The organism is Mycolicibacterium brumae (genome assembly GCF_025215495.1).
GTDB classification, from domain to species: Bacteria; Actinomycetota; Actinomycetes; order Mycobacteriales; family Mycobacteriaceae; genus Mycobacterium; species Mycobacterium brumae.
This window is the reverse complement of the sequence record NZ_CP104302.1, coordinates 2770497-2784915: the sequence shown is the minus strand read 5'-3', so window position 1 is coordinate 2784915 and position 14419 is coordinate 2770497. Positions and strand designations below refer to the sequence as shown.

Annotated in this window: 16 protein-coding genes and 1 other RNA gene; 7 read left to right on the top strand and 10 right to left on the bottom strand. The window is 70.0% G+C overall.

Annotation, left to right across the window (positions count from 1 at the left end; all coding sequences use genetic code 11):
• Nucleotides 1-135: 135 nt before the first annotated feature.
• Nucleotides 136-503: a transfer-messenger RNA gene (gene ssrA, locus L2Z93_RS13590) on the bottom strand.
• Nucleotides 504-652: 149 nt separating this feature from the next.
• Here ssrA and L2Z93_RS13585 point away from each other — a divergent pair.
• A complete protein-coding gene (locus tag L2Z93_RS13585) occupies nucleotides 653-1411 on the top strand; it encodes an LLM class flavin-dependent oxidoreductase (RefSeq protein ID WP_090586322.1) in 759 nt (252 codons plus the stop codon).
• Here the strand turns inward: L2Z93_RS13585 and L2Z93_RS13580 are convergent.
• Nucleotides 1408-2268 carry a LysR family transcriptional regulator gene (locus L2Z93_RS13580; RefSeq protein ID WP_090586268.1) on the bottom strand — a complete coding sequence of 287 codons (861 nt, stop codon included), beginning with the start codon at nucleotides 2266-2268 and terminating at the stop codon, nucleotides 1408-1410. The genes L2Z93_RS13585 and L2Z93_RS13580 overlap by 4 nt on opposite strands.
• Nucleotides 2269-2337: 69 nt before the next feature.
• Here L2Z93_RS13580 and L2Z93_RS13575 point away from each other — a divergent pair, with 69 nt between their 5' ends.
• Together L2Z93_RS13575 and L2Z93_RS13570 are read left to right on the top strand one after the other, a co-directional pair.
• Complete coding sequence (locus L2Z93_RS13575; protein ID WP_306439053.1) at nucleotides 2338-3195, top strand: EamA family transporter; 858 nt, start codon at nucleotides 2338-2340, stop codon at nucleotides 3193-3195.
• A gap of 142 nt (nucleotides 3196-3337) precedes the next feature.
• Nucleotides 3338-4735 carry a serine/threonine protein kinase gene (locus L2Z93_RS13570; RefSeq protein ID WP_202971907.1) on the top strand — a complete coding sequence of 466 codons (1398 nt, stop codon included), beginning with the start codon at nucleotides 3338-3340 and terminating at the stop codon, nucleotides 4733-4735.
• Nucleotides 4736-4737: 2 nt separating this feature from the next.
• On the opposite strand, the gene L2Z93_RS13565 is transcribed toward L2Z93_RS13570, so the two are convergent.
• The gene (locus L2Z93_RS13565) at nucleotides 4738-5247 is read right to left on the bottom strand and encodes a hypothetical protein (protein ID WP_234786013.1); all 510 of its coding nucleotides are present in this window, start codon (nucleotides 5245-5247) and stop codon (nucleotides 4738-4740) included.
• Entirely contained in the window at nucleotides 5244-5426 is a 183-nt protein-coding gene (locus tag L2Z93_RS13560) for a hypothetical protein (protein ID WP_090586309.1), read from the bottom strand. The genes L2Z93_RS13565 and L2Z93_RS13560 overlap by 4 nt, the downstream gene beginning before the upstream one ends.
• A gap of 103 nt (nucleotides 5427-5529) precedes the next feature.
• Between L2Z93_RS13560 and L2Z93_RS13555 the strand changes: the two genes are divergently transcribed.
• Both L2Z93_RS13555 and L2Z93_RS13550 read left to right on the top strand, forming a co-directional pair.
• Nucleotides 5530-5859 (top strand): cupin domain-containing protein, encoded by a 330-nt coding sequence (locus tag L2Z93_RS13555; protein ID WP_090586265.1) that lies wholly within the window; start codon nucleotides 5530-5532, stop codon nucleotides 5857-5859.
• A gap of 54 nt (nucleotides 5860-5913) precedes the next feature.
• Nucleotides 5914-6531, top strand: coding sequence for a GNAT family N-acetyltransferase (locus L2Z93_RS13550; RefSeq protein WP_090586262.1), 618 nt, complete (start codon nucleotides 5914-5916; stop codon nucleotides 6529-6531).
• On the opposite strand, the gene mbtN is transcribed toward L2Z93_RS13550, so the two are convergent.
• From mbtN to crcB (L2Z93_RS13520), 6 genes are read right to left on the bottom strand one after another with little or no spacing between them, the layout of a single operon-like run.
• Nucleotides 6528-7685: a mycobactin biosynthesis acyl-ACP dehydrogenase MbtN gene (mbtN, locus tag L2Z93_RS13545; RefSeq protein WP_090586260.1), complete on the bottom strand. Its 1158-nt coding sequence runs from the start codon at nucleotides 7683-7685 to the stop codon at nucleotides 6528-6530. The two genes, L2Z93_RS13550 and mbtN, sit on opposite strands and share 4 nt — an antisense overlap.
• Nucleotides 7682-9250: a long-chain-fatty acid--ACP ligase MbtM gene (mbtM, locus tag L2Z93_RS13540; protein WP_090586256.1), complete on the bottom strand. Its 1569-nt coding sequence runs from the start codon at nucleotides 9248-9250 to the stop codon at nucleotides 7682-7684. Before mbtM ends, mbtN begins: the two co-directional genes overlap by 4 nt.
• Nucleotides 9247-9513, bottom strand: coding sequence for a mycobactin biosynthesis acyl carrier protein MbtL (locus L2Z93_RS13535; protein WP_090586251.1), 267 nt, complete (start codon nucleotides 9511-9513; stop codon nucleotides 9247-9249). Before L2Z93_RS13535 ends, mbtM begins: the two co-directional genes overlap by 4 nt.
• 44 nt (nucleotides 9514-9557) lie before the next feature.
• Complete coding sequence (locus L2Z93_RS13530; RefSeq protein WP_090586249.1) at nucleotides 9558-10619, bottom strand: DUF190 domain-containing protein; 1062 nt, start codon at nucleotides 10617-10619, stop codon at nucleotides 9558-9560.
• Nucleotides 10616-10987 carry a fluoride efflux transporter CrcB gene (crcB, locus tag L2Z93_RS13525; RefSeq protein ID WP_090586248.1) on the bottom strand — a complete coding sequence of 124 codons (372 nt, stop codon included), beginning with the start codon at nucleotides 10985-10987 and terminating at the stop codon, nucleotides 10616-10618. Before crcB (L2Z93_RS13525) ends, L2Z93_RS13530 begins: the two co-directional genes overlap by 4 nt.
• Nucleotides 10984-11388, bottom strand: coding sequence for a fluoride efflux transporter CrcB (gene crcB, locus L2Z93_RS13520; RefSeq protein WP_090586244.1), 405 nt, complete (start codon nucleotides 11386-11388; stop codon nucleotides 10984-10986). Before crcB (L2Z93_RS13520) ends, crcB (L2Z93_RS13525) begins: the two co-directional genes overlap by 4 nt.
• Before the next feature lie 70 nt (nucleotides 11389-11458).
• On the opposite strand from crcB (L2Z93_RS13520), the gene pgm reads away from it, so the two are divergent.
• Together pgm and L2Z93_RS13510 are read left to right on the top strand one after the other, a co-directional pair.
• Nucleotides 11459-13090, top strand: coding sequence for a phosphoglucomutase (alpha-D-glucose-1,6-bisphosphate-dependent) (gene pgm / locus L2Z93_RS13515; RefSeq protein WP_090586306.1), 1632 nt, complete (start codon nucleotides 11459-11461; stop codon nucleotides 13088-13090).
• Nucleotides 13087-14361: an MFS transporter gene (locus L2Z93_RS13510; protein WP_090586242.1), complete on the top strand. Its 1275-nt coding sequence runs from the start codon at nucleotides 13087-13089 to the stop codon at nucleotides 14359-14361. The genes pgm and L2Z93_RS13510 overlap by 4 nt, the downstream gene beginning before the upstream one ends.
• Nucleotides 14362-14419 lie beyond the last annotated feature (58 nt).

The following is a 14419-nucleotide window of genomic DNA, read 5'->3' as shown; positions in this document are numbered from 1 at the left end:
CGAGCGCTTCTCCGGACCATGACTATCCGCATGCAGAGACCTCCTTACCGCCTGTGCATCCAGTCGTACCGCAGGGGTATGACACTTTTGCTCGTCGGCAAGGAGGTCTCGAATATGAAGTTATCTGTGTTCTATCGGTGGAGCTGCCGGGAATCGAACCCGGGTCCTACGGCATTCCCTCAAGACTTCTCCGTGCGCAGTCCGCCTTGCCTCTACTTGGATCTCTCGGTCTTGCGGACGAGCCGAGATGACGATCCCAGTCGCTGTTGGGTGTCCCGTTGAATCCCGCGACCGGATTCAACGGTTGATCCCTCTAGATGACGCCAGGGTCCGGGTCGAGGGCGGTCCCGGTCTGACGGACTAGCTTCGCTTAGGCAGCGAGAGCGTAGTCGCGCTGATTGGTATCGGCGCTTAATTGGTTGCAACGACGCTTACGGTGGTCTCTTGCCTGCACCGGCACGCTTCCCTTGATTCGATGCGCGAAGTCGAAACCTGTCAGCCCCTCGCACCGCCCCACCGATGGTTCGGCAGGACGTTTCATCATAGCGCTTCTATCAACGTGAACTCCAGGGATTAGATTCCGGCTGTCCGTTGCCATAACGCAATCGGATCGTCGCCCGGCGGGGTGGGTTGACCTGCGATGCTTCTGCGCGTGGATGTCGGACTGCACGCGCTGGGCATCGGCACGGGCGCCGAACGGACCGTGATCGACGCGGTGGCCGCTGCCGCCGAACGAACGGGATTCGCCACCATCTGGGCCGGCGACCAACTCGGCGAGCACGACGACTTCCCGCCGGATTGGCTCGACCCGTTCGTCACGCTGAGCTTCGTCGCCGCGGCCACCAACACCATCGAGCTGGCCACCGGGGTTTTGCCGCTGCCGGAGCGCAACCCGGTCATCGTCGCCCGTCAGGCGGCGTCGCTGCACCGGCTGTCCAACGGCCGACTGGCGCTGGGCGTCGGGGTGGGCCGGCGGCTGGCCGAGTTCAGCTCGCTGGGTATGCCGTTCGACCAGCACGAGGAATGGTTCGCGGAGTACGTGGCCACCATCCGGGCGATGTGGCGCGACGACCGGCGGTTCATCCCGGTGATCCTCGGCGGCAACGACGAGGATTCGCTGCGTCGGGTCGCAGCCTGGGGCGACGGCTGGTACGGCTTCCAACTGGCCGACGTCGAGGAGGCCGCGGTCTGCACCTCCACGCTGCGGCGGCTGTGCCGCGAAGCCGGCCGCGACCGGGGCGATCTGCGGCTGGCGGTGTCCCTGCGCGATCCCGAGCCGGGGGACCTGCGCCGCCTCGCCGACGTCGGCGTCGACCAGTTGGTGCTGGTCGACAGCCCGCCGGCGGACCCCCTCGCCGCCGAGGCCTGGGTCGCCGGGCTGGCCCGGCAGTGGATGCGCGTGCTCAGTTAGCCCGTCGCGTACAGCTGGGTCAGCGCGTCGACGAGTTCGTCGAGGCCGCGCGGCCGGTGGTCGTGCCACCAGATCAGCGTCACCGGAATCCGCGGGCCGTCGGTGATCGGCCGGTACGTCACGCCCGGGCGCGGGTGGTGGTGCGCGGTGGCCTCGGCGGTGGTGCCGACCGCGCGGCCCGCGGCGATCAAGTCCAGCCAGACGTCGGTCTCGGTGAACTCGATGAACTGCGGCTGACGCTCCGAGTGCGCCCACAGCCGGGCGCTCGTGTTGCCGACCCGCGGATCGATGACGATGGTGCGGTCGGCGAAATCGTCCATCCGCAGCTGGCGGCGTCGGGACCACTGCGGGTCGTCGGAGGCGAAGGCGGCGAGCCGTCGTTCCAGCCCGACGATCACCGCGTCGAACCGGGCGTCGTCGACGGGTCGCCGGGTGATCGCGACATCGCAGAGCCCCTCGGCCAGTCCAGAGCTGGGTGAATTGTGCCGGATCAACTGCAGTTCGATGTCCGGGTGGCGCGCGGCCCAGTCCCGCTGCAGTCTTGCGGTGTGCCGCCCGACGGCCGCCCAGGCGTACCCGAGGCGCAGCACCCCGTGCCGCGAGGTGAGGAATTCGGTGAAGCTCTGCGCCTCTGCCAACACCCGGCGCGCGTGCGGCAGGATCTGACCTCCGGTGGAGGTCGGCTCACAGCCGCGGGGCACCCGGCGCAGCAGTTGGGCGCCGACGGTCTTCTCCAGCCCGGCGATGGTTCGCGACACCGCGGCCTGGGAGACGTGCAATTGGGACGCGGCGTCGGTGAATGATCCGGCGTCCGCGGCGGTCACGAAAAACCGCAGTTCACGCAGGGTCCAATCCATAACCAGATCGTATAGCTCTGCCAAAATATGCAATAGGTTTATGCTGGTTCAGGGCTTAGCGTGGCAACCGTGACCAGCACCCTCGCGGCCGACCGGCAGGAGCAGCGGCGCGGTGTCGGCGTCGCGCTGATGCTGACCAGCTCGGCGGCGAACCAGACCGGCGCGGCGCTGGGCGCGATGGCGTTTCCGGTGATCGGACCGGTCGGGGTGGTCGCCGTTCGCCAACTCGTCAGCGCCGCGGTGCTGGCCCCGATCGTCCGCCCCCGCTTCCGCGGCCTGAGCCGCCAGCAATGGCTGCCGATCCTCGGGCTGGTCGCCGTGTTCAGCGTCATGAACGTGAGCCTGTACGCGGCCGTCGAGCGGATCGGGCTCGCGCTGGCGGTCACCCTGGAGTTCCTCGGCCCTCTGACCGTCGCCGTCGCTAGTTCGCGGCGCGGCGCCGATATCGGCTGCGCCGTGCTGGCCGGGATCGGCGTGGTGGTGCTGACCAATCCGGGCCCGAGCACCGACGTCGTCGGCGTCGGGTTGGCGCTGCTGGCCGCGGCGGCCTGGGGCTGCTACGTGCTGCTGAACCGGTCCGCCGGGCGACAGCTGCCCGGCCTGCAGGGACCCGCGGTGGCGAGCCTGCTGGCCGCGGCGCTGTGGGCGCCGATCGCGGTGATCTGGTTCATCGGGCATCCGCCCACCCCGGCCGCGTTGGCGCTGGCCGCGGCCTGCGCGATCGGGGCCTCGGTGGTGCCCTACATCACTGACCTGATGGCGCTGCGCCGGGTGTCCACGCACATGTTCGGTGTCTTCACCAGCATCAACCCGGTGTGGGCGGCGCTGGCGGGCTGGTTGTTGCTGCGCCAGCAGCTCGCGGTTCACGAATGGGTCGGCATCGCGGTGATCGTGGCCAGCAACGTGTTGGTGTCGGCCCGGCGCTGAGCCGGCCGAGGTGCGTCTGGCCTGTGAGTTTCGCTTTCGGCCCGGCCCGACGGGGTCTCCGCGAGTACCATCGCGGGGTGCCCTTGGAGAAAGGCGACGAGTTCGCCGGTTCACCGTCATCCGGTTGCTGGGCGCCGGTGGAATGGGCGAGGTATACCTGGTCAGCCATCCTCGGCTGCCGCGCCGCGAAGCGCTGAAAGTCCTGGGCTCCAAGGTTTCGTCGGATGCGGAGTATCGGGCGCGGTTCCTGCGCGAAGTCGACATGGCCGCCGCGCTCACCCACCCGCAGATCGTCGGCGTCCACGACCGCGGCGAGACCGAGGACGGCGTGCTGTGGGTGTCGATGGAGTACGCCGGCGGGATCGACGCCGGACGCTACTTGGAGTCCAACTATCCCGGCGGAATGCCGCTGGTGATGGTCACCGAGATCGCGCTCGGCATCGGGGCGGCGCTGGATTACGCGCACAGTCAGGGGCTGCTGCACCGCGACGTCAAACCGGCGAACATCCTGGTCAGCCAAATGGGCGAGGACCAGTACCGGGTGATGCTGACCGATTTCGGCATCGCGCGGCGGATCGACGACAAGGACCGGCTGACCGCGGCCAACCTCACCGTCGGCACCGTGCACTACACCTCGCCCGAACAGCTGATGGCCGCCGACCTCGACGGCCGGTCCGACCAGTACTCGCTGGCGGCGACGGTGTTCCACCTGTTGACCGGCCAGCCGCTGTTCACCGAATCCAACCCGGCCGCGGTGATCGGCAGCCATCTGGGCGTCGAACCGCCGCCGCTGTCGACCTTCCGGCCGGACCTGGCCGAGCTCGACGTCGTGCTGGCCCGCGGATTGGCGAAAGAGCCCGACGACCGTTACCGCAACTGCACGGCGTTCGCCCGCGCGCTGGCCGGTCTGCCCGAAGACTCCGGCTCCTTCCAGGCCGCGTCGGGGCACGTGCTGTCGCCCCGGCCGGCGTCGAGCCAGTCGTCGTCGCCGATCTTGGCCGCCGGTCCGCAGGCGTCCCCGACCTGGCCCGACGAGATCGACGACGAGCCGGCCGACGCGAACGCGACCATGATGGCGCCGGCGGCCAAACGGCCACGCCAGGCGCCCCAGTGGGCGTTGCTGGCGGCCGTTCCGCTGATCGTGATCGCGACGGTGGTGCTGGTGCTGTACCTGACCAAGGCCGGGCCGTGGGCGCCCGAACCGGCGCAGCCGTCGGCCGATCCGGCGCCGGCCCAACCCACCTCGGCGGCGCCGTCATCGGTCGATCCCGACGACTGGAGCGGCGTCGTCGCCGTCGTCTGCGACGACGAGCCCTGCCAACTGATCCAGCGCAACGCGCCCTATGCCGAGGCGCCGGCGCTGATGCCCGAGCCGCTGGACAACGGCGACGTCGTCGAGCTGGACTGCCACGTGATCGGCGAAGAGGCCGCCAACGCGGGCCGGCGGCCCAGCTCGCTGTGGTACCGGATGGACAACGGCGCGTACGTGAACTCGGTATTTCTCCGCCACATCCGGGCGACCGGGATGGAGGCCTGCTGACCTCAGCGGGCCGCTGAGCCGGTCAGCGTCGCGCCGGCCGGGTCGGACAGCACACAGATCAGCGCGCTGGGTTCGGCCACATCGGCCCGCCGGTTCTGGTCCGAGTCGATCAGATAGGTGACCGAGTAACCCGATCCGGCCAGCGACGCGCCGGTGTAGCCGGCGAACTCCGCCGAGCACGCGGCGTCGGCGACGTCGGCCAGCGCGGTGTTCACCTTCAGTCCGGTCCGGCCGAACACCTCCGCGGCGTGCGGGGCGGCGCAGTCGATGACCGTCACCTGCACCACCGACGGGTCCTGCGGCGGCGGGTCGGTCAGGCAGTCCCCGGGCTGCAGATCCACCCAGCGGACACTCCGGGTGGCCGGGACGACGGGCGACGGTGGCGCGCTCGGCGCCGCCGTCGCGCTCGGCGCCGGACTCGACGACGACGGCTGCTCGGCCGGCGGGGCGCTCGCACAGCCGGCCACACTCAGCGCAACCGCCGCCACCCTCAGCAGCAGGACCCGGCTCATTGGCCACGCTCGCCGAGGAACGCCAGCAGCCGCGGGTCCGAGGAGGTGAAATGGTCGACCTCCTCGCCATCGCAGCGCAACAGCGCGATCGTGACGGTGTCCTGCCAGCGAGTGGCGACCCGCCAGTACGCGCCGCTGTCCTCCCAGCGCCGCAGCACCTCCACGGGGTCGTCGTCCATGGATCCCATCATGACGCCGACGGGCCCGAAACCGGCGTAACGGCTCGTCCTAACATGAGATGGGGGTCGCAACGACGCGGCCGGTCGGCAGAGGAGCATGAGCATGGAATCGGTGTCGTTGTCCACGGTGATCGACGAGCAACTGGCGGCGGCGGGCCAAGCCGGCAACGGTCGATCGGCTCAGACGGTGCACGGCGGCCATGAGCGTCATCTGCGCCAGACCCTGCTCGCGCTGACCGCCGGCACCGGGCTCGCCGAGCACGACAGCCCGGGGGAGGCCACCCTGCAGGTGCTGCGCGGCCGGGTCCGGCTCAACGCCGGCGACGACAGCGTGGAAGGCGTCGAAGGCGATCTGTTGACCATCCCCGACGCCCGGCACTCGCTGGACGCGGTGGAGGACTCCGCGGTGCTGTTGACCGTGCTGACCCGCTGAACCCTTCGGCCAAGTAACCCTAGCCTTACCTATCCGGTAGGCTCGGGCCCCGAGATGACTGAGCCCGTTTCCGGCGCGACGCTGCCGGTGCTGCCGCGCGAACTGACCGATCTGTCCGCAGAGGTCAGGGCCGTTTCCGCGCCGCCGGTCCCGACCCTGGCCGATCCGTACGGACTGGTCGGCGTGAACCCGGACGTCGACGCCGAGTTGATCGCCGAGTGGATGAACCGACCGCATCTGGTCGAGGCGTGGGAGTCAGCGTGGCCGGTCGAGCGTTGGCGCGGCTACCTGAAGGCGCAGTTGGCCGGACAGTACTCCCGGCCGTATCTCGGAAGCTTCCGCGGTGAGCCGCACGGTTACATCGAGATCTACCGCGCCGCAAAGGATTCCATCGCACCGCGCTATGACGCCGACCCGCACGATCTGGGCATTCACGCGGCGATCGCCGAATTGCGTTCCGTCAACCGGGGTTTCGCGCCGCTGATGCTGCCGAAGCTGACCACCGCGCTGTTCGCGCTGGACCCCGATTGCCGGCGGATCATGTTCGACCCGGACCATCGCAACACCGGGGCTCGCCGACTCTGCGAGTGGGCGGGCTGTGAGTTCCTCGGCGAGCACCAGATGTCGAACCGGAAGATGGCGCTCTACGCGCTGCCCCGGCCGACGTCCTAAGGCTTGATCAGCTCGTCGTAGCCGTCGAAGTCCGGCTTCATCGCCGCGGCCACCAGCTCCCACAACACCTCGTCGGTGCCGCCGCCCACCCGGGCCAGCTTCATGTCCCGCCACCACCGGCCGAGCGGCGTCTCATCGACCAGATAGCCGGACCCGCCGAAGATGTGCATGCACTCCGAGAGCACCTCCTCGCCGAGGCGCGCCGCGGTCACCTTCACCGCGGCGGCGGTCCGCAGATCCAGCTTCTGTTGCGCGGCAATGCCATTGAGTCCATGGCGCAGCAGGTCCACCCGGGCCTGCAGATCGGCCATCCGCATCCGCAGCGCCTGGTGCTCGAACAGCGTCGAACCGAACTGGCGGCGCTTGACCATCCGGGCGTGGGTCACCCCCAGCACCCGCTGACACGAGGAGGCGACCTGCCCGGCGATGGACATCCGCTCGTGCGCCAGCCCCCAGGAGATGGCGGCCAGCCCGGTGCCGGCGCGGGCGATCAACGCGTCCTCGGGCACCCAGGTGTCGATGTGCACGGCGGCGGTGTCCAGCGGGCCGGCCCCGACCTTGCGGTAGGGGGTCTGCACCTCGGTCTGGTCCAGCGGCACCGCGATCAGCAGCACACTGCCGTGCCGGCTGTTCGGATCGTGGTCGACGCTTCGTGCCACCGTCAACACGTAGTCGGCGATCGGGGACAGTGAGACGAACTTCTTCTGGCCGCGGATCTCGTAACCGCCGCGCGCGGAACGGACTTCGGTCTCGCAGATCTGCAGGTCCGAGCCGCCGGACTCCTCCGACGCCCCGATGCAGAGCACCGCCTCGCCGCGGATGGCGGCCTCGGCGATGCTTTTGAGGTGGTCGGATTTCGCGAATCGGCGCAGGATGGCGATGGCCGAATCGTGCAGGCTGACGCCGACGCCGATGCCCGCCGAGCCGAGATGGCCGAGTTTGTAGGCCAGCTCGAGCAGCCGGGCGACATCGGGATGCTGCCCAGATCCCCACTTGGCGGCGAAAACGCCTGAGCTGCCCAGGTATTCGATCAGTTTGCGAGGGAAGCGCTCGCTGGTCTCGGCTTCGGCGGTCCAGGCGGTGACCCGGTCATCGAACACCTCGTCCAGCAGCTGCCGGTAGTCGGCGAAGGTGACCTCGGTGGAAGCCGTCATGACCGCGCCTGCTCCAATTCCTGTTTGACCTGCAACCGCCGGAGTTTGCCCGACGAGGTGCGCGGCAGGGTGCCCGGCGCGACGAAAACCACGTCGGCCGGAACGATTCCGCATTCGGAGGCAACCCGCTGGACGAGTTCGCCGCGGGCGCCGGCCTCGTCGGGCCCGCGGAACTCGGCGGTGATGATCAAGCCCTGGCGCAGCCCGTCGGCGCCGACTGCGGCCACCGCGCCCTCTCGGACCCCGCGCACCTGCGCGGCGACGGCCTCGACCTCGGTGGGGAAGATGTTGCGTCCGGCTACGGTGATGAGTTCCTTGACCCGGCCGCAGACCACCAGGCCGCCGTCGGAGAGGTAGCCGAGATCGCCGGTGGGGAACCAGGTTCCGGGCGTCAACGGGTCTTGGCCGAGATATCCCGACATCATCGAAGCGCCGCGGATCTCGACCTGTCCGACCTCGCGGCCGGGCAGGCCGAACTGCTCCTGCTCGACGGGCGCGAGCCGCAGCTCCATGCCCGGGATGGGCGCGCCGAGGACAGCGTGCTTGCGCGCCGAACCCGTGGCGGGGTCGAGGATCTCGTCGTAGCGCAGGCCCTCGCCGGGAATAGGGGTGGTGACCGCGCAGGTCGTTTCGGCCAGGCCGTAGGACGGTGACGCCGCGCCGGAGTCCAGGCCGAAGCGGGCCATCTCGGTGAGGAAGGCGGCGAAGCCGTCGCAGTCGATGGGCTCACCGCCGTTGAGCGCGAAACGCAGTGCGCTCAGGTCGATTCCGGACACGCGTCGGCCGTACTTGCCCAGCACGTTGTAGGCGAAATTCGGGGCTGCGGTCATGGTCGCGCGGGCCTCCGACAGCCAGTTCAGCCAGCGGAACGGCGATGCGGCGAAGGCGGAGGTGGGTGCCAGCCACATATCGGATCCGCTCAGGGCGCCGCTGAGCAGGAACGACAGGCCCATATCGTGATACAGCGGCAACCAGCTCAGGCCGACTTCGGTGGCGCCGTCCACCCGGGTGTGTTGAAGCAATCCGGTGATGTTGGCCAGCACCGCCTCCGGCGAGAGCACGGCGGTGCGCGGGGTCCCGGTGGATCCGGCGGTGCCCTGCAGCACCCCGCCGGTGGCCGTCGCCGGCAGATCGGGGGTGGCGCTGCCGGGCTGGGCGAGGGCGGTCACGTCGAGCACCGCAGCGGCGGTGGGGTGTTCGCGCAGCGGGGCCAGCGTCGCGCCGTGGCTGAGCACCGTGGTGACGCCGATTCCGGTGAAGCGGCTCAGCGTCGATTGCGCCCACTGGTCGATGTCCGCGCCGCGCACCGGTCCGGGCAGGATCGAGATGGCCCGGCCGGCCAGCCAGCTGCCGTGGATGCCGGCGACGAACTCGACGGTCGGCTCGCCGACCAACCCGACGGCGCCGTCGGGCTGTTCCAGCAGGCGGTCGGCGACCGCCAGCCCGCGGGCGTGCACCTCGGTCCAGGGGTGACGGGTCCATTCGGCGCGCTCGGTGTTGAGCACCACCAGGTGACGCGTCGAGGCTGTCAGCGACCGGGTGAGCGCCTCGGCGAGCGCGTTCACTCCGCCGTCTTGGCCGGGACCTTGGCCAGGATGGCGTTCTCCAGGTCCCCGACGGTGTCGCAGGTAAGCAGGTCTTCCTCGGACAGCGCGACGCCGAGTTTGTCCTCGATGGCGACCATCCCGACGGCGAACGCGACCGAGTCCAGGCCCACGTCGTCGACCAGCCGGGATTCGCGGGTGACGCGGCTCAGATCGACGTTCAGGTCGTCGCGCAGGATCTCTTCGAGGGCGGCGCTGACGTCCGCCGGAGTTGCGGTCTCCATGGGCTCGAACCGTACACCGGGGGCTAAGCCTAGGCTAGCCTCACCTACCCGTTCGGGCGGTTGCCGCGGGGGCGCAGACGGGTGCTGCCGGACCGATTCCGGCCGTGCACCGCCACTGCGGCGGGCACCCGCTCGCTGGTCACCAGGCCGTGCTCGGCGGTCAGCTCATCGATGATGTCGAAGGCGGCCTCGATGCCCTCGGCGGTGTCGATGACGGTGGTGCTGACGGGCACCGCGCGGGTCAGCCGGGTGAGCTGATCGCCGTGCGGTCGCTGCTGCCCGCAGTACCCCCACACCCCGCGCAACACAGTCGCGCCCGCGCAGGGGGAGTCCCGCAGCCGTCGGATCAACGCGCGGTGGACCGGCTCGCCGTCGTGCAGCCAATTCTCGTCGGTGTAGACCATCAGCTTCTGCAGCAGCTGGTCGTCGGGCAACGGGAGAGGACGGGACAGCAGGGCGCCGTCGGCCTTGCAGATCTGGGCCTGCTCGGCGGTCACGAACGGGCCGCCGAACATCTGCCGCAGTTCGGCCGCCGCGGCGCGGGCCTGCTCCCGGCTGCCGACGGCCAGCAGCGTCAGCGGCACGTTGGCGTTGCGGCTGAAGAACCCGGCGCGATGGCGCTCGCCGGCCGCCGTGCCGTCGACACCGAGATAGGTGATCACCCCGGAGAACCCGAGCCGGTGCAGCAGCGCGGTGGCGGCGATGTGCGCGGGCACCCCCGCGACGCGTTGCCGGCGGCTGAAATAGGCCGTCAGCCGCACCGCGTCGCGGTGCCGGGCGAACTCCGGCAACGAGCAATCGACCAGCTCGGCGTGCTCGACGACCAGCAGGCCTCGGTCGAGCATCTCTCCGACCTGCTCGGCCAGTGGGGCGATGACCTCGGCGGTGTCCGCGGCGAGGACCAGGGCGGGCAGGTCCTCCGACAGCGTCAGCGACTCGTCGGTGCGCACGATGTGCTGCGGGCCGAAGCTGGCGATGCCACGCAGCACCACGCTGGTGGTCACCCGCCGCTCGGCGAACAGTTCCAACATCTGCTCGGTCAACGAATGCCCCCGGTGGCGGGCGCGTTCGGCGACATAGGCGCTGAGCTTGAGGATGTCGGTCATTGCAGTACCCCAGCTAACCAGCTACCGAGCAGCGCCGCTGCCACTCCGAGCGCCGAACTCACGACGACGTTGGCCAGCGCCGGGACGAATTGGCGTTCCTCGGCCAGCCGGTGGGTTTCGAACATCCAGGTCGAGAAGGTGGTGTAGGCGCCGATGAAACCGGTCCCGACCAGCAGCGCGGTGGTGTGCCCGAGGGTCAGGGCGCTGACGAATCCGAGGGCGAACGCGCCGGTGAGGTTCACCGTCAGGGTGCCGTAGGGGAACGAGCGCGCGACGCGGGTGGCGACCGCGCGGTCGACGACGAAGCGGGCCACCGCGCCCAGGCCGCCGAGCACCGCGATCAGCGACCAGGTCAGCAACGGGTTCATCCGGGCCGCCGCTCGAAACCGAGCCGGGTCGCCACGGTGGCCACATGGACGGCGGCGAACCCGAGCGCCACGCTGGCGAGCGAGTACCCGGCGGCCAGCAGGTACTGGTGCGCGGCTAGCATGTGCAGCGTCTCGACCTGCATGGTGGAGAAGGTGGTCAATCCGCCGCAGAACCCGGTGCCCAGCAGGGGGCGGCGGTAGCTCGACGACGGCAGCCGCTCCAGCAGTCGGGTGCTGAAGCAGCCGAGCAGCAGCGCCCCGACGATGTTGGCGATGAACGTCGGCCACGGCCACCGGGTCGGATCGGGGACCATCAGCGTCGCCAGCGCGGCGCGTGCCAGGGCGCCGACGGCGCCGCCGACGAAGACGGCCGCCAGTTCCCGGCGATCGTGACCGAACACGGTGAAAAAGTATTGCCCCAACGGGATCGACGGCCAGACAGGGGTCGGGTCGGAGGGGCAGAATCAACGCATGGCCCACCCCCGCGCCGGACAACCGGCTCTGCCCGAAGACCTGATCGATCTGCCGCACCTGGTGACCGCCTACTACGCGGTGCAGCCCGATCCCGACGACATCGCCCAACAGGTCGCCTTCGGCACCTCCGGGCATCGCGGGTCGAGTCTGGACGCGGCGTTCAACGAGGCGCACATCCTGGCCACCACCCAGGCGATCGTCGAGTACCGCGCCGCGCAGGGCACCACCGGCCCGCTGTTCCTCGGCCGCGACACGCACGCGTTGAGCGAGCCGGCCTGGACCTCCGCGCTGGAGGTGCTCGCCGCCAACGACGTCGTCGCGATGATCGACGCCGCCGACCGCTACACCCCGACCCCGGCGGTCAGCCATGCGATCCTGACGTTCAACCGCGGTCGTGATTCGGATCTGGCAGACGGCATCGTCGTCACCCCGTCGCACAACCCGCCGCGCGATGGTGGGTTCAAATACAACCCGCCCAACGGCGGACCCGCCGACACCGACGCCACTTCGGTTATCGCCAAGCGCGCCAACGAGATCCTGCGCGGCGGGCTCAAGGAGGTCAAGCGGGTTCCGCTGGCCCGCGCGCTGGGCGTCGCGCAGCGGCACGACTACATGAGCGCCTACGTCGCCGACCTGCCCAACGTCGTCGACGTGCACGCGATCCGGGCCGAAGGCATCCGGATCGGCGCGGACCCACTCGGCGGGGCGGCCGTCGACTACTGGGGCGCGATCGCCGAGACGCACAACCTGAACATGACCGTGGTCAACCCGCTGGTCGACGCCACCTGGCGGTTCATGACGCTCGACGGCGACGGCAAGATCCGGATGGACTGCAGCTCGCCGAACGCGATGGCGTCCCTCATTGGCAAGATCGGCGACTACCAGATCGCCACCGGCAATGACGCCGACGCCGACCGGCACGGCATCGTCACGCCCGACGGTGGTCTGATGAACCCCAACCACTATCTGGCGGTGGCGATCGACTACCTCTACACCCACCGGCCCGGATGGCCGGGCAGCGTCGCGGTCGGCAAGACCGCGGTCAGCAGCTCCATCATCGACCGGGTGGTCGGCGGACTGGGCCGCGAGCTGATCGAGGTGCCCGTCGGATTCAAGTGGTTCGTGCCCGGATTGATCAGCGGCACAATCGGTTTCGGCGGTGAGGAATCGGCCGGCGCGTCGTTCCTGCGCACCGACGGCACCACCTGGACCACCGACAAGGACGGCATCATCCTGGCGCTGCTGGCCTCGGAGATTCTTGCGACCACCGGCAAGACGCCGTCGCAGCGTTACGCCGAGCTGGCCGAGCAGTACGGCGCGCCGACCTACGCCCGGATCGACGCGCCCGCGGACCGGGAGCAGAAGGCGCGGCTGGCGAAGCTGTCCCCGGAGCAGGTCAGCGCGACCGAGTTGGCCGGCGAGCCGATCACCGCCAAGCTGACCGCCGCGCCCGGCAACGGGGCGCCGCTGGGCGGGCTGAAGGTCACCACCGAGAACGCCTGGTTCGCCGCGCGCCCGTCGGGCACCGAGGACGTGTACAAGATCTACGCCGAATCCTTCAAGGGCCCTGAGCATTTGGCGCAGGTGCAGCAGGCCGCCCGCGAGGTGGTCAACTCCGTCATCGCGTGAAGCGGGCGCACGACCCGGCGGTCGACGGGGCCGCCCGCGCCCGGCTGCCCGCCGAGGTGTGGGTGCTCATCGGCGCCAACGCCGTCATCGCGCTGGGCTACGGCGTGGTGGCCCCGGTGCTACCCGATTACGCGCGGCACTTCGGGGTGTCCATCGCCGCGGCGACGTTCGTCATCACCGCGTTCGCGATCATGCGGCTGGCTTTCGCGGCGCCGGCCGGGCTGCTGGTGCAGCGGCTGGGGGAGCGCACGGTCTACGTCACCGGCCTGCTGATCGTCGCCGCCTCGACGCTGGCGTGCGCGTTCGCCCAAACCTATTGGCAGCTACTGACGTTCCGCGCGCTCGGTGGAATCGGCTCCACCATGTTCACCATTTCCGCACTGGGACTGATGATCCGGATCAGCCCGCCGGACGCCCGGGGGCGGGTGTCCGGGATGTTCTCCTCGGCGTTCCTGGTCGGCTCGGTGGGCGGTCCGCTGCTGGGCAGCCTGACCGCCGGGCTGGGTCTGGCCGCGCCGTTCCTGATCTACGGGGTGGCGCTGCTGTTGGTGGCCGCCATGGTGTTTGTCGCGCTGCGCAATTCGGCGATGGCCGCCCGCAGCGCCGACGGCGAGGTTCGGGTCGGGATCCGCGCGGTGCTGCGCAACGGGGCGTACCGCGCGGCGCTGCTGAGCAACTTCGCCACCGGGTGGACGGCGTTCGGGTTGCGGGTCGCGCTGGTGCCGTTGTTCGTCATCGATGTGCTGGGCCGAGACGCCCGGATGGCCGGCATCGCCCTGGCGACCTTCGCCATCGGCAATGTCACCGCGGTCATCCCGAGCGGGCACCTGTCGGACCGGATCGGCCGCCGACGGCTGATGATCGCCGGGCTGCTCACCGCCGGCCTGGCGACCGCGGCCGTCGGACTCTCCGACGACCTGGTGTTCTTCCTGGCGGCCGCGCTGCTGGCGGGGTTCTCCACCGGCGTCTTCAGCTCGCCGCAACAGGCCGCAGTCGCCGACGTGCTCGGCAACAAGGCGCGCGGCGGCACCGCGGTGGCCGGCTTCCAGATGAGCGCGGACCTGGGTTCGATCCTAGGCGCCACCGCCGTCGGGTTGATCGCGCAGTTCGTGTCCTTCGGCGCGGCGTTCATGATCAGCGGGGCGATTCTGCTGGTCGCGGGGCTGGTCTGGGTGACCGCGCCGGAGACCCGGGGCATGGTGGCGCTGGGGCCCGGTGAGCACACGCCGGTCCGGCCGCTGGGCCCGGAATGCGGCGGGGAAGTGCCGTGAGCAGCTGTTTTGATGCTGACGCGGGTTCTGGTGTAACTTCGTGTGGCACGAAACAAAC